The sequence below is a fragment of the Vasconcelosia minhoensis LEGE 07310 genome (genome assembly GCF_015207255.1).
GTDB lineage: Bacteria > Cyanobacteriota > Cyanobacteriia > Phormidesmidales > Phormidesmidaceae > Vasconcelosia > Vasconcelosia minhoensis.
Map to the genome: position 1 here is coordinate 1 of NZ_JADEXG010000019.1, position 16,637 is coordinate 16,637.

Below are 16,637 nucleotides of genomic sequence, written 5' to 3' on the forward strand. Positions count from 1 at the left end.
GGGCTGTCCAGATCGGGGAGGGCTTCCCCAGTCAGGTGAAATGGCGTCACCTCAACTCCCGGTAGCACCGCCAGACTCAGGCTTAAAGCAGGCTGGTCCTCCGCCTCTAGCGGGGTTTGAACCGGCTGCATACCAATCACCCCGCTGCCGCTACAGCCGACAATGGGAGACGTTTGAATCTGCTGGCGCAGCAGCGGCAGCAGACGGGCATATTCGCTGGCAAAGGCGGTCGATACAAATACCATTGCCAAGTCTGGCTCCTCACCCAGCTGTGAGATCGCCTGGGATGCGACCTCCTGCACCGCCGCTTCTAGCGAAGGCTGAGTTGAGATTGCACTAGCCCATTTCATCGTTTGGGGAGGAGTTTGAGCAGCCGCTGCCATAATTGAAAAGATAGCTTTTGAATCGCTACACCAGTCTAAGCCTGATGCCAGTCTAAAGCTGCCAGTCTAAAACTGATGGTAACGAAGCGGTTATCCGTACCGGGCAAAAAGTTAGCCGTGATAAAATCAAGTCTGTCCAGCGCACTTCTAGCGCACTTTCTAGATAAATTCTAAAATTGACGCTTGTGATACGATAAGTACAAATGCTTAAGGTTACAATAGTCAATACAGCATATTCTGGATATTAAGCGTCCAGTCAGGTCAACCTCTCGATCATAGAACATTAGTACGGTTTGTTATGAGCGATATTCAACAGCAAATTGAATCTGAAAAGGAAGCGGCTCGGGCTGCTTGCAGTACCGACGGCAGTGATTCCGAAGCTTGCGCAGCGGCTTGGGATGCCGTTGAAGAGCTTCAGGCGGAAGCGTCGCACCAGCGTCAAACAAAGCCCAAAAAGTCCTCATTCGAAGAGTACTGCGAAAATAACCCCGATGCCGATGAGTGCCGGGTTTACGATAACTAGGCCATCGGGCTCAACACTGGGCGATAGTATTCTCCGCTCGGGCAGCCGGATAGAAGTCGTATAGAGTTCCGATAATTTGATAGACTCAATAGTTCGATAGACTCAAGGGCCGAGCTTCAGCCGAAGTTCGGCCTTGGCTACTGTACGACCAAGCTCATGTGCCAACCTCAATGGGACCGTTTGGAGTGGTGCCGCATTCGAGTGATACTCACGAGTTCCTTGCCTAACCTCGCCGTCAGGTTGATATGTTAGACCCCTCAATTCTGCGCGCTTTAGTGTGGACGGACTATCGATTAGCAGTACTGTTTACAGTCTTAGCACCGCTGGTGTTGCTGCTCTGGGCTGTAATCAGACGCGCTGATGCGATTCAGCAGCTGCTGATTATCTACTGGAAAGTAGCGAGCCTGCTAGCAATCACGGTCTATCTGATGATTGGCGGCTTTTCAATTAGCTTTGTCGCTGCGCTGATAGCCCATGCGCTGATTCCGCTCAGCCTCTGGTTTTGGGCCGACCTCAACGAAGAAATTAGAGAGCAGCCGAACAGCCTGCTGAAGCTGCTTTTTTCGGCCTGGCGCTGGGCGATCACCGTCTTTAGCAGCGTCAACATCGTTATTCAGCTGTTCTTCCTGCGCTGCGCTTTTTCAAACTCAGCCTTTAGTTCTGCGGCCTGCCAGACCTGGCTAGAGGCCCCAAGGCTATACCGCGACTATTTTCACGGCAGAACGACGAGCGGCTTTCTCGGCTTTTTTGGGATTGTCGGGCTGGTGATCTATATGGCCTGTCTGGGCTATTTCGTTCTGGTGAAGCTGGGGCGGCAGGGGCGCTCTGCGACCAATCAATAGCGCTTTGGGGAGAGTGATGATCACCGAACCGATTGGTCAGCGGCTAGAGCAGTACAGCCTTAAGCATCCGCAGGAGGTTTTGCTGGTGCAGGCAAATATTGCTGGCGGTCTCGACCAGATTATTATTTTCAGAGGCTTCTCCAGCTCGCTGATGCAGCCGACGGCCTTTGATCCAGATGTTCCTGTGCTACCAGACACCGCCGACATTTTGCAGATCGATCGGTTAGCTGGTCCCTATCGGCCCAACTCACCGGTTTACCTCGAGCAGGGGCTCAGCCTAGCTGAGTTTTTGTCTCGGCTAGACCAGGCTGGCGTCTGAAGCGCGAAGTTCATTGCGGTTCAGCATTGGCCTTACTCCCATTCGGGTCGAGACCTGTCACAATGGGGATGGTTTTAACCGTATCGGTCGATACTGAGCTGTCGGCTCACTGCTATGCCTATCCATAACACCATGCAAAAAACGCAAGATCTCCACGTGGTTGAGACCCGCCCGCTGGTCGCCCCCGACCTGCTACATCACCAGCTGCCGATCAGCGAGGCCGCTGCCGCGCTAGTGGCCCAGACGCGCGATCGCATTCGCAATATTCTCTACAACGAAGATCGTCGCCTGCTAGTGATTGTCGGTCCCTGCTCGGTGCATGACGTCAACGCCGCCTACGAGTATGGCAAGCGTCTGGTGAAGCTGCGGCAGGCGTTCTCCGACCAGCTGGAAATTGTCATGCGAGTGTACTTCGAGAAGCCCCGCACCAGCATTGGTTGGAAAGGTCTGATTAACGATCCTCACCTCGATGGCAGCTATGACATCAACGCTGGTCTAGGACTCGCCCGTAAGCTGCTACTCGACCTGGCCGACCTAGGGTTGCCCGCGGCGACTGAGCTGCTCGACCCGATTACGCCCCAGTACATCGCCGATGTGATTTCCTGGACGGCCATTGGCGCCCGCACGACCGAGAGCCAAACCCACCGTGAAATGGCCTCTGGGCTGTCAATGCCGATTGGCTTCAAGAACAGTACTGACGGCAGCCTTCAGGCGGCTTCTAACGCGATGTTGGCAGCCAGTCGTCCCCATCATTTTTTGGGGATTAATAAGAGCGGCCTGGCCAGCATTGTCGCCACGACCGGTAACCCCGACGGCCACCTAGTGCTGCGGGGCGGCAAGCAGGGGCCAAACTACAGTGTCCAGCATGTGGAGGCCGCGGCTCAGACTCTGGTCAAGCAGGGCCTGAACCCACGGCTGATGGTGGACTGTAGCCACGCCAACGCCAATAAGGACCACGGTCGTCAGGTAACGGTGCTCAATGACGTGGTGCAGCAGGTGATGAATGGCTCCAAACACCTGATTGGGGTAATGATTGAGAGTCATCTGGTCGCCGGCAACCAGCCAATTCCCAGGGACTTGCAGCGTCTGATCTACGGCCAGAGCATTACCGATGCCTGCGTTGATATCGATACGACGGCAGAGATGCTCCAGTCCCTCGCGGCGGCGGTGGGTCAGTCAGCAGAAGCCGTAGGTCGGCATTAGGCTTTGACTGCGGCTTTAGACGACGGTCAAAACAGCGGTACGTTGAGGTTGAGGCCGATGCCGTAGATTAAATCGTCAAAGTCTACGCTGCTGCTAGTAGAGTTGCCAAACTTGACGCCGCCAAACAGCGTCAGCCGACTGTTGGGGGTGATGCTGTAGTTCATCAGTCCCATCACCTGATGATAGGTGTCGAAGCGCTCGATCTCAGTGTAGTCGTCAAAGTTAAGCTGGTAGAGCAGCGTGGCGCGCAAATCGGGGCTGAAGCCATAGTTCAACGAAAGCGTCAGGGTTTGGTGAAAGCGGCTAGAGCTGGTCGGTTCGACAAAGCTGACAAAGGCCTGGTAGTAGCTGTCGAGCCACAGCCGTCGGTTCAGCACGTCGCGGCGGCTGAGCAGTAGGTCAATGTAGTTGGCTCGCAGCAGCTCTTTACGCAAACCGTCCTGGTAGAGGTACCGGTTGCGCCAGCCCAACTGGGCATAGGCACGCTGGCTGAGACGCTGACGCAGTCCCAGCTGAAACTGAAGTTCGTTGTAGTCCACGCTGGAAAATTCGCTGTATCGGACCGCATTGCTCTCCGCGATCGCGTACAAACTCGTCCGCTCCGACAGCTTAGGAAAAGCGTAGAGCGCTAGCCCCAGCTGAGCCACCTGCTCATCCACGGAGACCGGCGAACGAAAAACGTTGTCGCTGTCAAACAAGCCGACTCGGCCGCCAATAAAGACGGTGGGGGCGGGCGGCTCAGCTGCGGCTTGGGCCTGCTCCAGCAGGCGCAAAATGCCCAGTTCTTCATCCCGGCGCGATCGCAGCGTCTGCAACCGCAAAATGCCCAGGTCTGGATCGGCCGTCGCTTCGGCCAGCGGCTCGGTCAGCCCAGCCAGCGGCTCAAGCCGCAGGGTACCCAGCTCGGGGTTGGGCGGAGGGCGGTCGGCCAGCAGCTGAGTCAGCTGATCTTCGTGGCCTACAGCCGACTCAGTAATATCCTCGGCAGGCGGAGAAATATGCTCAACGGACAGCGCAACGTCTGGACTTGATGGGTTGCTATTGGCCTCTGCACTGGGCACAGCATCCGGATTTGGAGCTGGCATTTCAGCAGCCAGGGGCGCTGGCAGAGCGGGGGGCGCGATCGCGGATTCAGCCTGCTCTAGAACTGGCAGCGGCTGAGCCAGGTCAATATCCAGCATTGGCTGAACCAGCGTTGCCGCTCGGTCGGGGTCGGGCTCCGCTAAATCCGCTTCTACTATTTCTGGTATTTCTGGATCGGCGATTGACTCGCTGGTACTTTCCGGATGAAAACGCCGGGTTTCAACTTCGAACTCAGCTTCAGCCGGAAGATTTTCGTAGAGCGCCATTACAGCTAGCAAAATGCTGAAGGCAATCCGCCAGCGCCGGGAACGGCGTCTGGTCTTAGAGCGGGTCATTTTACCGAGCCAGATCAGCGGCAGCAGCCCCCACCTCAGCCCAGTCCGATGTAAAGAATCTGTCAAAACTGACCCATCAGCAAATTGGGCACAGCAGCACAGACGGTAATATATAAGACAAAAGGCCGGTTATCAGACCGAATCTTACCCATCGTCCCTGCCCAAAGCTAAGTAAACCTATAGAGTCAAGCATATAGCGATACACTGCTCAGACGCTTTTATACTTTTCAGTCAGCCCTATAAAACTTATCAGTCGGATCGATACCAGCACAATCCCAGCCTACCCTGGCCAGAAAAATCTCCAAACATCTATGAATCGGCATCCCTTTAGACGAAGTCCCTCGACATGGCTATTCTCAGCGCTTTTGGCGGCAGCCGCAGTTTTGGGCCTGCCGAGTCAAGCCGCTGCCCAGCAAGCTCTGACCTGGGCTCGGATTGACTTTCTGCGCAATCGAGTGCAGCTGATTCCCCGTGGGAGAACTGCCCGGACAGCGCGACTGGCCGATGTGATGGGGATTGGCGATGCCCTCAGAACTGCGCCTGCCGCCCGGGCCGAGCTCAGGTTCAACGATGGCTCACTCGCACGGATTGGCGAACGAGCGACCTTTCGCTTTACGCCCAATACGCGAAATTTTCAGCTCTCAAACGGCACGATTTTGCTACTCATTCCACCGGGGCGAGGCCGCACCACAATCCAAACGCCTAACGCCGTTACCGGCATCCAGGGATCGGGGCTCTTCACCCGCTACATTCCAGAAACGGATACGACCATTGTTGGCGCGCTGCCGAACAATCCCCAGGGACCCATGGTGGTCTACAACCAGTCCGGCACAGAACAGCAGTCGCTCTATGCCCACCAGATGGTCGTCGTCGAAGGCGATCGGATCAGCCGCCTCTATAATTTCGACCTAGAGCTGTTTTACGAAACCAGCGGCCTAACCGAAGGGCTCAACCTCACCGATCCGGCGGCCTCGACCGGCTCAGACGCCCTAGACGGCGTCCGTCAGGAAATTTTAGACGCGCTGGAGCAGCAGCCCCCGCTAGAGGGCGAGGGCATTATCGAAAATCCTGACTTCATTGCGCCCCCGCCCGCCGTCTCTTCTCTCCAGAATGACGTCAGTCCTGCGGCAGCCCCGCCGACCGCAACCCCGCCAGGTGGGGATACGGCTGCCTCGGCTAGCCCGGTACCCGAGATGAATAGTCGCGAGCCGATTGTCGCTCCACGGGAGGCCAATCCAATCGAGTCGTCAGCCCGAACCGCTCCGGCTGAAACGGCTCCGGACCCTGACAACGATGCAGTTGAACTACTGGAGCCAGAAGCCGCACTGTCGAGCGCCGACGCCGAGATTGATGCTGAATTTCCCGACTTTGAGGATTCTCCCGCCGATCAGTTTCTAGATACTGATCCTGACCCGACTGCCCTCGAGTCCCCAACCGAAGTGCCGACGGCGGTCGATCAGCCGGCCCAGCCAGATGCGTCAATCACCAGCGATGCTCCCACAGACCCTGGTCTCGAGCCTGAAGTCTTCCCCGCCGACCCTGAGACAGCCGAGAATGTGCTACCCAGAACCGTCTTAGAAAATGCCACTACCGTTCCTGACAGTACAACCGACCCCAGTTCGGTCTCACCGGTCGAGACCGGTATTCCCAGCGAAACGCTGACCGAAGCGCCGATGCCCAGCGAGGCCATGCCGCCAGCCGAGCCACCGCCAGCCGAGTCACCGCCAGCCGAGCCACCGCCAGCCGAGCCACCGCCAGCCGAGCCGCCAGCCGAGACGCCAGCCGAGCCGACTGAGGTCGTTCCCGAGGAGGCACCGCCCGCACCACCCGAGCCCACCCAGACCGTTCCCGAAATAATCGAGACGCCCGATCCAGAAACCGTAGAGTCAATAGAGGAGGAGGGTCAGCCAGAGACAGTCCCCCCGGAACCCCAGTAGCCTTCCTGATGCAGCTAGCGGGGCAAAGTCTTGCAGTTAGCTCTGCGACTGATGGCTGGACCGATACTGTTCCGGCCAGCTTTCGGGCAAAATTTCAGTCGGGGCCAGGTTTTCACTGGTTTCTGATGCTCCATCGGGTGCCGCTGGGTCGGTCAGCCCCAGGAAAACGGCTTGATTGTGAGGCAGAGTAGCCAGGTTGAGCTGCTCTAAATTGGTCAAAGCTTCTTGGGTAGAGCGATAGCGCTGGTTGAAATCATAGCGCACCATACGGTTAATCACCGCCGCTAGCTCAATCGACAGCCCCACAACTTTATAAGTCCAGATGATTTCACCGGTCGAACTTCGCTGAATGGCGTGGGGTGGGAGCCCGGTCAAGGCCTCAATGGCGGTGATACCCAGGGCATAGAGGTCGCTGCTAAAGTTTGGCAGACCGGCTGACTGCTCGCTGGGCATATAGCCCTGGGTGCCAATTCCAATCGTTGAGGTCACCCGCGCGCTGGTATCAGCCAGCTGATTAGAAATCTGCTTAACAGCACCAAAATCAATCAGCACAAAGCGACCATCCGCAGTCCGGCGAATAATGTTTGAAGGTTTGATATCGCGATGGATGACACCCTGCTGATGGACAAAGCCAATCACCGGCAGCAGGTCGATCAGCATTTCAGTAACGGCACGCTGCGACATTGCCGACTGTTGACCTAGCAGCTCCCGCAGCAAGACGCCTTCGACCCGTTCCTGAACCAGATAAAAAGAATAGTTGACTTCGAAATAGGCCAGTAGCCGAGGAATTTGTTCATGCTCACCCAGTCGCTCCAGGGTATCGGCCTCAGCTCTAAAGAGCCGCTGAGCCATCTGGTGAGACTGGGGATTGTTGCTGACAATCTTCAGCTGCTTGACGACGCAGGTTGGCGCACCCGGACGTTGAGTATCTGAGGCCAGGTAGGTTTCACTAAAGCCACCCGCCCCTAAGACCTGAAGAATACGGTAGCGATCGCACAGCAGCGTGCCAATAATATCAGCCTGTCGCAGCACCAGCAAATCCTGAAAATCATCTTGTTGGCTGATAATTTCCTGCACAATCGGCGAGGTCACATAGCGCGCCAGCGTGCTGCGGAACCGCTTACGCCTAGACTGCCCAGCTACAAAGCCTGAGCCCAGATCGACCAGCGCCATGCTGACGATGCCCATCATCGGCGTAGCCGTCATCAAGATCACCTGCCCTCCGACCAGAGCACCGTAGCCCACCAGCCCCCAGCAGACTAGGCTGGCCATGGCCCAGCTAAAGCGCTGCCAGGGCTTATGGGACAGCTGCATCAGCCCGATTACGCCAATTCCCAACAGCAGCACGGCAATCCCATTCAGCCATGGCAACCGAATCAACGGCCGAATGGCCCGCCCAGCGGCGGCAGTCGCCACCGTATTAGCCAGGATCTCTACCCCTGCCATAGATTGGGGGTAGAGCAGCGTTTGGGAAAAGGGAGCCGAATGAAAATCCTGATGAATAGTTGCCGTCGTGCCAATCAGCACCGTCTTGTCTTTGAAGAAGGCACCAGAGTCCAGCTGATTTTGCCAGGGGTCAGGGTCAAGTACGTACCAGAACGGAATTTGGGTAAACGTCCCACCGGGGCCATAGAAATAGATGCTCTCTCCCACATCCGGTGGCGGCTCGATTTTGGCCGCGCTCAGCGTCGCCTGGGCGAAACTGAGAATTGAGCGATCGGAGCTAGGCCCTGAATCTATCTCTGGGCCAGGCGCTGCCCCGGTTAGCCGCTGTTCAGACTGATGGAGCGCCGATAGGAAAGCCTCACTAAGTCGATGAATCCTGCCATCGGGCTCAACCAGAAAATTGATGGCGCCGATCTGCACTGGCGTCTCTCGGAACCGGAGCAGCGGCAGTAGCGGCTGGATTAGCTCCCCCTGCCGGATATCGATATTGCCATATTCCGCCGCCAGGACGACGCGATCGCCATAGGTTTGCAGTGTCTGGGTCAGCGCTGCGTCATCGGCTTCGCCGTAGGTACTGGGTGCTGAAAAGACCACATCTAGAGCCACCGCCCTAGCTCCCGCCCGCAACAGTTTTTCAATCGCGGTGGCATAGGCCTGCCGCTGCCAGGGCCAGGCCTGAATGGACTGTAGCTGGGGATAGCGCTGGGGATCGTTGAGATAGTGCTGGCCCTGGGCTAAAGACTCTTCATCGATCGCCAGGATGACCACGTCATCAGGCGGCGACACCGGCCCTCTCAGTTCAAAAAAAAGGGTCTGTACCTGCCGCTCCCAAAGCGCCACTAGCCCCAAATTTAAGCCGGTTGCGGCCGCCGCTGCTGAGATACAGAAGCCCAACAGCGCCAATCGCCAATGGCGAGTCAGCAGGTTTCGTCGCCAGTAGTGAGCAAGCTTATCTTCCGGGGTCAGCGGTGTCGTTTCCCCATTCGGCGGCACATCCATTCAAACCAGGTCAAGCAAATTACACAAAGCCGAAGTCCGGCGATCTGACAGCCAGGCTCAATGCCTGTTGAGAAAAAAGAGCCTATAATAGTCAGAGTAGAAAAATGAGGCTATACAATTCTATCGAGACTTGCGAGCGTTAGGGGTAGATTAGTATTGAATATTTGCATTCGATATTTTCATCTAGCATGTACCCAATATCGACGAACAGCTGATAGGCGTTTGCAAAGCAACGATTTAAGTCGAACGATTTAAGCCGATGGTGGGGGTTGTGAGCGAATTGGCTTAGCGTTTTTGAACTTTGGGTACTTTAAGATCGGCGATTGCAGATATTTTCAATTATATAAAACTGGCTTGAGTTCGTCTATGCCATTTTAGTTCACCGACATAAATTCTCTATGCTTTTGACAAAACCGTGCGTGGGTCAAGATCTAAGCAAGGCCACCTTTAGTTTAAAGCTCAACTCAATTCTATCCGACTGCTGCTGATGGACGCTCACAAAAATTAGGGCATTCTGAATAAGCGATGGGAGCGTTTTTGAACAGGGCTATGGCCTGCGCTTCCCAACCCAAGCTTTGCTCGCACCAAACTTTAGCTGCGACAAAAGCCTGATTTCAGAGCTGGCAAATGCCCTTTAAATCGGCAATTTCTGAAGCAGTTTTAGTTTGGCAGCGTTTATTTACTTTAAAGTTTAACCTAGTATATGACCTCTTCATCAAATCGATTGTCGATCTTTGTAGATGGCAATAACATGTTTTATGCCCAGCAAAAAAATGGCTGGTTCTTTGACCCCAAGCGGGTTTTAGAATATTTTTTAAATGAGTCAGGCGCGCTGAGTCTAGTCAATGCGTTCTGGTATACCGGCCTCAAAGATCCGCAGGATCAGCGAGGCTTTCGAGATGCGCTAATTAGTCTGGGCTATACCGTTAGATATAAGATTCTGAAGGAGTATTATGACGATAGCTCAGGTCGCTATTCGCAAAAGGCTAACTTAGATATTGAGATCGTAATTGACATGTTCAATACGGTCGAGCAATATAATCGGGTTGTCTTGTTTAGCGGTGATGGAGACTTTGAGCGCGCCGTCGAGCTCCTACGGTCAAAAAACACTCACATCACGGTCGTTTCTACCGAAGGAATGATTGCCCGCGAGCTGAGAAATGCGACTGACCGCTACATCGACCTCAATACAATTCGAAAAGATATCGAGAAGACCGACAGCTTTGCAGCCTGATGTTCACGCTTGCAGCTGAACTACTCTAGGTCAGGCGACTGGGTCTCTTGGTTGACTGACGGAGTCCCTAACTGCAGCCAATCACCCAGCTCCAATGGCGGACTGATAATACTGGTCAGAATGCCGATTACTACAGTCGAGACCGCGCAGAGCAGAGCGACAGCAATTGGACTTAGGCGCGGGTCCAGCTGATTCAGGGTCACCGTCGCTGGAGCATTAGTGTACTTTTTAGCGACCGGCTGGGCGGCTGGCGGAGCGGCCGGCTGGGCCACCGTCAAAGCTCGCAGCCCGCGCCGCAGCATTAGCTGTTGCTGATAGAGTTGCTGGGCCGCAACGTCGCTAGAGAGCCATTCGCTGACCCGCTGGCTTTCTTCGACGGAGACTTCACCGTCTAGATAGGCACTCAGCAGCTCAAATTGGTCTTGGCTGATGGCTTTTGCCGGAGCTGATTGATCCTGCTGAGGAAAGGGAGAAGAGGGGGACGGATTGACAGGAACAGAGCGGTCTGAATTAGATGTCATGGTGTAAGGACGACCAAGAATAAGTCGAGTAAACCCCAGATGTGGGAGCCGCATAGGTCAAACCCGCCAAAAAAATTCAGCAGCTGCTAACTGCTGCTTAAGCCAGCGACCTTTGCTAAAGCTGCTTAAATCATAGACGCATAGAATTGAAAATGTGTCCAGATAAAGCTAAGGCCGCGATTAAATCAACAAAGTTTAACGCAATGATGAAGCTTACCCATCCAGATATTTGCTGAGCTCGGCCTGCAACCGATGCCGAGCCCGAGCAATTCGAGACTTGACCGTACCCAGGGAAACCTGCGTGATTTCAGCAATTTCTTCATAGGACAGGCCCTGAAGCTCTCTCAGGATGATGGTTGTTCGGAATGCTTCGGGCAGTTCCGAGATCGCTTGGCGCAGCCGGTCGTAAAACTCCTGTGCCATCATATGCTCAACCGGGCTGGCATCTTCGGCCGCAATTTCCCAATCGACCTGGCCGTCACTCAGCAGTCGGGGCGCATCTAGGGAAAGGGGTAGCTCAACGCGCTTGCGCTTACGCAGCTCGTCGTAAAATAGATTGGTTGTAATCCGACCTAGCCAACCCTTAAACTTGATGGGCTCCTTCAATCGGCAGACATTTCGATAGACTCGAATCCAAACTTCCTGGGACAGATCGGCCCGATCGGTCCAGTCGGGCGCTAGGCGATAGAGCAGGCGCTCGACATGGGGCTGATAGCGACGCATCAGCTCAGAAAAGGCTGACTGATCCGGCCGAAGCTGGGTTTGACAGCAGAGCACTAGGTCAAAGTTGGAGAGCTGCTCGGGACGATCTGCGATCGCGCCTGAGCCCGCTGCGGGGGAAGCCGATGAGACAGAAGACCAGGGTACAGATAGGCTCAACTTTATCATAAGCAGTTCTTATACCCTCAAAGCGTACTGCAAAATTTGTTAGGTCATTGAAAAAGCAGGACTGCTTCAACCTGGAGCTAAAAAATTCCAGATTTCTTTGCAGTTTTAACATGAAATTTATTATGTAAGAGAATAGACTCCAAAGCTTTTCATTGTGCCTGTCATTTTTTTGTCACAGTATAGATGGAGTGGTTTCAATGGGGCTGTTACCCGAAACATCTGTGAGTAGCCATTTGAGCAAGATAGCTCAGGGTATACTCAGCTTGATCTGCGTCACATTTTCCGAAACTCGGCGATGACCATGCGATATCTGGCCAAAATTCATCAAAAATCTGCTACAGGCGAAGTGCTGATTCAGCTCTTAGCTCATCAGCGGGCCGAATATCTGTGGGAAACCGTTACCGAGGAAAAACTGGTGATGCTGGAAGCGGCCACTCCTTTCAACGAGGGACTGCTGGTCATCCTCGACCTGGACAGCCAGGAGGCGGTAACGGATCTTCAAGATGCGTCTGACTGGGTCATGGAGATCGTCTCTCAATACCTCAGTCAGGGCATGACGCCCGGCGCGCTGCGAGAAGAGTTCAATCGGGTGGAGCAGTGGCGTCAGTCGCTGACCTTACAAGGTCAAGAAGTCCGTCGCCGGGCGCTCGAAACGGCGGCCCGGCGAGATGAAATTCAGGAGCTTGAGAAAAATCTCAAGCGCAAGTATGAAGAGCTGGAGCAGCGCGAGTAGCTACTCTACATGGCTGAGGGCAACGCCGCCGGTCGCGTTGCAACGGCGGATGGAGCCGCCGGAACGGCTTTTAGCGGAGGCGTTGCCGGTGGCCGGGCCAGTAGAAATTCGCGAATCATTCGGGCGGCGGCTCGCTGTGCCAGCCCACTGACGATCCGGCGGCCCAGATCTCGGGTCTCGGGTTTAGCCACAATCTGAGGCAATAGAGCCGCCAGCGTAGAGGCATCGAACCCCTCTGTGTCGCGCAGAATACCCAGGATGCGAACGACATGTTCCCAGTTACTCGGCTGATTCGACTGGGCCTGGAAGGCAATCGTCGGTTCTGTCCGGCCGTTGAGCTGAACCTGACGATAGAGCCTTTGGATGAGGCCGTAGCCCAGCTTGTCGAGCTCCTTAACAAGTTCATCGGCCACTCGCACCCGGATAAACTCACCTCGCTCTGAAAATAGGAAATCAACCGTTTGGTTGAGCACCTTATCCAGGTCATATTCGTCGCTGTTGCGCGCGTTCTTTAGCAGGTTTTCCAGCCGATTCCAGCGGAAGCCGCCCTCTTCGAACAGCAGCTCCTGCAGCGAAGCCCGCAGTTCGGGGGCCGGATCGGTCAGCAGGCGGCGCGCCACGTAGGGGTAGGCCTTACTCAGCACCTTGAATTCTGGGTCAACGCTGATGGCGATGCCGTCGAGGGTCACTAGGGAACGAATAATCAGCGCGTAGTAGGCCGGCACCCGGAAAGGATACTCATACATCAGCTCAGAAAATTCGTCGGTAATGCTCTTGAGGTTGAGCTCGGCGACGCTGGCCCCCAGGGCGTTATTAAAAACGCCAGCGAGGGCTGGAATAATCGGGGTGAGATCCGTCTCTGGGGTCAAAAACTCGAGCTTGATATAGTCCCTGGCCAGGCCGTCAAAGTCGCGGTTGACCATATGGACGATGGCTTCAATCAGGCCGTAGCGCTGGTAGGGCTGAACTTCGCACATCATGCCAAAGTCTAGATAGGCCAGCTTGCCTTCTGCGGTGACCAGCAGATTGCCGGGGTGGGGGTCAGCGTGGAAAAATCCATGTTCTAACAGCTGGCGCAGGGAGCATTTGACGCCGACTTCAATCACGTGGGTAGCGTCGATGCCCTGGGCCTCTAATGCGTCTAGATTAGTTAACTTAGTCCCCTCAATCCATTCCATCGTCAGCACGCGGCGATTGGTGAATTCAGGGTAGATATGCGGCACAATCACCTCGGGCAGGTAGCCGTACAGATCGGCAAAGCGCTCGGCGTTTTCACCCTCGTGGTTATAGTCAATCTCTTCGAAAATGCGGGCGCCAAACTCGTCCATGATGCTGACCAGGTCGCTGCGCACCTGGCTGACGTTGTTGGTAGCCCATTCGGCAATCCAGCGCAAAATCACAATATCTCGGGTAATCTGCTGCGCCAGTCCGGGCCGCTGCACCTTAACCGCAACTGCTTCGCCGCTTTTCAACTGGCCCTTATAAACCTGCCCCAGCGAGGCGGCGGCAATCGGGTTAGGGGAAAGGCTGGCGTAGATTTTAGCCGGTGGCTGACCGAGCTCTTCTTCAATAAAGCGGAAGGCAATCTCGTTAGAGAAGGGCGGCAGCTGGTCTTGCAGCTTGACTAGCTCTTCCATCACCAGCGGCGACACCAGGTCGGGGCGGGTCGATAGGGCCTGGCCTACTTTGATATAGGCAGGTCCCAGCTGGGTCAAAATTTCGCGCAGGCGGGCGGCTCGCTTGCGGGCATTGATCGCCTGCTGCTTGAACTGACGATCCCACAGCAGCTGCAGGCCATAGCCCGCAAACAGCCAGAGAATTTCAGCTAGGCGAAAGACGATCTGAAAGGGACGGCGGCGATAGTAAGCCGCGATCGCGTCCGGATCGTAGACCAGAATATCTGCCAGCGACTGGGGCAGAGGCACCGAGCTGGGAACCTTAACCGCAGATTTTTCTATACTGGTTAAGCTCTCAGCCGCCGGTTCAGCCGTCTGCTCCAGCGGAGTGGGCTCAGACGACTGAGTCGGCAGCTGCCGACTTTGCGCCGAGTCATGCGGGCGGATTTCAGCCTCAAGGTCAGTCCTTTTCAGCGGGTTAGGCGTCACCGTTTTAGTCATATTTAGAGATGATATATAGAGCGTCAGTCTGTCAGCAGAGCAAATCTTAGAACCTACCGGGGCCTACCCGAGTCTGATAGCACCTTTGTAAACTATTGTAACAACTGAGAGTAAAAATCGGACAGTTTTAGCTGTCGCGATCGCGCCTTCATCGAAGATAAACCATGGACATCCCTCTGCAATCGCCAAGAAGACACAGGCCCGAGCCGCCTAACGCGCCATGCTAGTCTCCCTAAAGATTGAGAACTTTGCGCTGATTGAGCAGCTCGACCTGCGGCTGCAGCCGGGGCTAAACGTCCTGACGGGCGAAACCGGGGCGGGCAAGTCGATTATTTTAGACGCGATCGACGCGGTGCTGGGCGGTAAGGCGTCTGGCCGTTTGGTACGCACCGGTACCCCCAAGGCGCTGATCGAGGCAACCTTTCAGTCGCAGGCGGCGATCGACCAGTGGCTAGGCCAGCACGATCTGCCAGCGGCAGACGGGCAGCTGGTTTGCAGCCGCGAGCTAACGGCAGGGAAGGGGGCCGTCCGCAGCCGTTCGCGACTGAACGGCGTGGTGGTCAACAAACCCCAGCTGGAAGAGCTGAGGCGTCTGTTAATCGAGATTACGGCCCAGGGCCAGACCCTGCAGCTGGGTTCCGCCGACCTGCAGCGCGACTGGCTCGACGGCTTTGGCGGCCCAGAGCTGAGCGCCCAGCGACAGGCGGTGGCGGCAGCCTATGCTGCTGCGACGACGGCTAAGCAAAACCTGGATCGCCGACGGCGGGCCGAGCAGCAGCGCCAGCAGCAGCTCGACCTGTTTGAGTACCAGGGCCGGGAGCTGAGCGCGGCTCAAATCGAAGATCCAGAGGAACTGGACCAGCTACAGGTCGAGCAGCAGCGGCTTAGCCACAGCGTCGAACTCCAGCAGCAGAGCTACCAGGTCTACCAGATTCTCTACGAAAACGACGGTTCTGCCGAAGCCTGCTCCGACCTGCTGGGTAAGGCAGAGGGCATTCTCAGCGACATGCTGCGCTACGACCCAGAAGTCGGCCCGGTGCTAGAGCTGGTCGGCGAGGCCCTGGCCCAGATTGAGGAAGCGGGCCGTCAGATCAATGCCTATGGCGAAAATATTGAAACCGATCCGGAGCGGCTGCAAACGGTTGAGCAGCGGATCGTTCAGCTCCAGCAGCTCTGCCGCAAGTATGGCCGCGACCTGCCCGATCTGGTTGACTATTACCAGGAAATTCAGCAGTCGCTGGCGGCGCTGAACGGCGATGGCCAGTCATTAGAGGCCCTGGAAGCCGCTTTTAAGGCTCGTCAGGCCGAGCTAGAGTTGGCTTGTGCCCAGCTTACTCAGTATCGCCAGGCCGCCGCGACCGTCTTAGAAAATAAGCTGGTCAACGAGCTGAAGCCGCTGGCGATGGAGCGAGTTAAGTTCAGGGCGGATCTCCAACCCCAGCCGCCGACCGCAGCCGGAGCCGACCAGGTATCGTTTTTATTCAGCCCTAACCCCGGTGAGCCGCTGCAGCCGCTGGCGGAAATTGCCTCGGGGGGTGAGATGAGCCGATTTCTGCTGGCGCTCAAAGCCTGCTTTTCCCAGGTTGACCCGGTGGGGACACTGATTTTCGATGAAATTGACGTCGGCGTCTCGGGTCGGGTGGCCCAGGCGATCGCGGAAAAGCTGCACGAGCTCAGCCGTCAGCATCAGGTGCTGTGCGTTACCCACCAGCCGCTGGTAGCGGCAATGGCCGATGCTCATTTCCAGGTGGGTAAGCAGGTGGTGATGCCGACCGGGACATCCCATAAATCAAAAGCCGAACGGCCCGATGAAGAAAGGACGATCGTGCAGGTGACGCCGCTGGATTCCCATTCGCGCCGAGAAGAGCTGGCCCAGCTGGCCGGGGGGCGATCGCACCAGGAAGCGATCGCGTTTGCCAACTCTCTGCTGGCCCAGGCTGAGACGATTCGCCAGTCAGCCCCCCAACCTGATAGCCAGTCTGGCCCCAAACCGAGCCGCCGGTCGGCCTCAAAATCAAACGGCAAGTCTCGCAAATCGGGTTAACCTATATCTTCTGTGTTTCATACTTAAACT

The 16,637-nt window shown here is 55.9% G+C and carries 14 protein-coding genes; 8 read left to right on the forward strand and 6 right to left on the reverse strand.

Translation table 11 applies throughout. From position 1 onward, the window contains the following. Window positions 1-350 (reverse strand): FIST N-terminal domain-containing protein (locus IQ241_RS09795; protein WP_322743617.1); only part of this gene is annotated, 350 nt, incomplete at its 3' end. A gap of 331 nt (window positions 351-681) precedes the next feature. Between IQ241_RS09795 and IQ241_RS09800 the strand changes: the two genes are divergently transcribed. The 4 genes from IQ241_RS09800 (at window position 682) to IQ241_RS09815 (ending at window position 3,270) form a co-directional block, all read left to right on the forward strand. Then, window positions 682-906 carry a Calvin cycle protein CP12 gene (locus IQ241_RS09800; protein ID WP_193906514.1) on the forward strand — a complete coding sequence of 75 codons (225 nt, stop codon included), beginning with the start codon at window positions 682-684 and terminating at the stop codon, window positions 904-906. 245 nt (window positions 907-1,151) lie between these two features. Further along, window positions 1,152-1,748, forward strand: a complete 597-nt coding sequence (locus IQ241_RS09805; protein ID WP_193906516.1) for a DUF3177 family protein — start codon at window positions 1,152-1,154, stop codon at window positions 1,746-1,748. Window positions 1,749-1,764: 16 nt separating this feature from the next. Then, window positions 1,765-2,067 carry a DUF7734 family protein gene (locus IQ241_RS09810; RefSeq protein ID WP_193906518.1) on the forward strand — a complete coding sequence of 101 codons (303 nt, stop codon included), beginning with the start codon at window positions 1,765-1,767 and terminating at the stop codon, window positions 2,065-2,067. A gap of 132 nt (window positions 2,068-2,199) precedes the next feature. Then, on the forward strand, window positions 2,200-3,270 hold the full coding sequence (locus IQ241_RS09815) for a 3-deoxy-7-phosphoheptulonate synthase (RefSeq protein WP_193906519.1): 1,071 nt from the start codon (window positions 2,200-2,202) through the stop codon (window positions 3,268-3,270). Window positions 3,271-3,296: 26 nt separating this feature from the next. Here the strand turns inward: IQ241_RS09815 and IQ241_RS09820 are convergent, their stop codons facing one another. Next, the gene (locus IQ241_RS09820) at window positions 3,297-4,754 is read right to left on the reverse strand and encodes an outer membrane beta-barrel protein (RefSeq protein WP_193906520.1); all 1,458 of its coding nucleotides are present in this window, start codon (window positions 4,752-4,754) and stop codon (window positions 3,297-3,299) included. Between the two features lie 245 nt (window positions 4,755-4,999). Between IQ241_RS09820 and IQ241_RS09825 the strand changes: the two genes are divergently transcribed. After that, the gene (locus IQ241_RS09825) at window positions 5,000-6,625 is read left to right on the forward strand and encodes a FecR family protein (protein ID WP_193906521.1); all 1,626 of its coding nucleotides are present in this window, start codon (window positions 5,000-5,002) and stop codon (window positions 6,623-6,625) included. Between the two features lie 36 nt (window positions 6,626-6,661). Here the strand turns inward: IQ241_RS09825 and IQ241_RS09830 are convergent, their stop codons facing one another. After that, complete coding sequence (locus IQ241_RS09830; protein WP_193906522.1) at window positions 6,662-9,070, reverse strand: serine/threonine-protein kinase; 2,409 nt, start codon at window positions 9,068-9,070, stop codon at window positions 6,662-6,664. A gap of 703 nt (window positions 9,071-9,773) precedes the next feature. Between IQ241_RS09830 and IQ241_RS09835 the strand changes: the two genes are divergently transcribed. After that, window positions 9,774-10,304, forward strand: a complete 531-nt coding sequence (locus tag IQ241_RS09835) for a LabA-like NYN domain-containing protein (protein ID WP_193906523.1) — start codon at window positions 9,774-9,776, stop codon at window positions 10,302-10,304. A gap of 20 nt (window positions 10,305-10,324) precedes the next feature. On the opposite strand, the gene IQ241_RS09840 is transcribed toward IQ241_RS09835, so the two are convergent. Together IQ241_RS09840 and IQ241_RS09845 are read right to left on the reverse strand one after the other, a co-directional pair. Next, on the reverse strand, window positions 10,325-10,825 hold the full coding sequence (locus IQ241_RS09840) for an anti-sigma factor family protein (RefSeq protein ID WP_193906525.1): 501 nt from the start codon (window positions 10,823-10,825) through the stop codon (window positions 10,325-10,327). A 213-nt stretch (window positions 10,826-11,038) separates the two neighbouring features. Beyond that, window positions 11,039-11,713, reverse strand: coding sequence for a sigma-70 family RNA polymerase sigma factor (locus tag IQ241_RS09845; RefSeq protein WP_193906527.1), 675 nt, complete (start codon window positions 11,711-11,713; stop codon window positions 11,039-11,041). A gap of 295 nt (window positions 11,714-12,008) precedes the next feature. Between IQ241_RS09845 and IQ241_RS09850 the strand changes: the two genes are divergently transcribed. Next, complete coding sequence (locus IQ241_RS09850; protein ID WP_228021548.1) at window positions 12,009-12,446, forward strand: hypothetical protein; 438 nt, start codon at window positions 12,009-12,011, stop codon at window positions 12,444-12,446. Between the two features lie 5 nt (window positions 12,447-12,451). Here the strand turns inward: IQ241_RS09850 and IQ241_RS09855 are convergent, their stop codons facing one another. Next, window positions 12,452-14,563, reverse strand: a complete 2,112-nt coding sequence (locus IQ241_RS09855; RefSeq protein ID WP_193906529.1) for an ABC1 kinase family protein — start codon at window positions 14,561-14,563, stop codon at window positions 12,452-12,454. Window positions 14,564-14,783: 220 nt separating this feature from the next. Here IQ241_RS09855 and recN point away from each other — a divergent pair, with 220 nt between their 5' ends. Next, complete coding sequence (gene recN, locus IQ241_RS09860) at window positions 14,784-16,607, forward strand: DNA repair protein RecN (protein ID WP_193906531.1); 1,824 nt, start codon at window positions 14,784-14,786, stop codon at window positions 16,605-16,607. Window positions 16,608-16,637: the final 30 nt, after the last annotated feature.

What these genes read in the sequence shown, in the direction of transcription:
- IQ241_RS09800 (WP_193906514.1), top strand. Translation starts at nt 682, where the DNA reads ATGAGCGATATTCAACAGCAAATTGAATCTGAAAAGGAAGCGGCTCGG.
- IQ241_RS09805 (WP_193906516.1), top strand. Translation starts at nt 1,152, where the DNA reads ATGTTAGACCCCTCAATTCTGCGCGCTTTAGTGTGGACGGACTATCGA.
- IQ241_RS09810 (WP_193906518.1), top strand. Translation starts at nt 1,765, where the DNA reads ATGATCACCGAACCGATTGGTCAGCGGCTAGAGCAGTACAGCCTTAAG.
- IQ241_RS09815 (WP_193906519.1), top strand. Translation starts at nt 2,200, where the DNA reads ATGCAAAAAACGCAAGATCTCCACGTGGTTGAGACCCGCCCGCTGGTC.
- IQ241_RS09825 (WP_193906521.1), top strand. Translation starts at nt 5,000, where the DNA reads ATGAATCGGCATCCCTTTAGACGAAGTCCCTCGACATGGCTATTCTCA.
- IQ241_RS09830 (WP_193906522.1), bottom strand. Translation starts at nt 9,070, where the DNA reads ATGGATGTGCCGCCGAATGGGGAAACGACACCGCTGACCCCGGAAGAT.
- IQ241_RS09835 (WP_193906523.1), top strand. Translation starts at nt 9,774, where the DNA reads ATGACCTCTTCATCAAATCGATTGTCGATCTTTGTAGATGGCAATAAC.
- IQ241_RS09840 (WP_193906525.1), bottom strand. Translation starts at nt 10,825, where the DNA reads ATGACATCTAATTCAGACCGCTCTGTTCCTGTCAATCCGTCCCCCTCT.
- IQ241_RS09845 (WP_193906527.1), bottom strand. Translation starts at nt 11,713, where the DNA reads ATGATAAAGTTGAGCCTATCTGTACCCTGGTCTTCTGTCTCATCGGCT.
- IQ241_RS09850 (WP_228021548.1), top strand. Translation starts at nt 12,009, where the DNA reads ATGACCATGCGATATCTGGCCAAAATTCATCAAAAATCTGCTACAGGC.
- IQ241_RS09855 (WP_193906529.1), bottom strand. Translation starts at nt 14,563, where the DNA reads ATGACTAAAACGGTGACGCCTAACCCGCTGAAAAGGACTGACCTTGAG.
- recN (WP_193906531.1), top strand. Translation starts at nt 14,784, where the DNA reads ATGCTAGTCTCCCTAAAGATTGAGAACTTTGCGCTGATTGAGCAGCTC.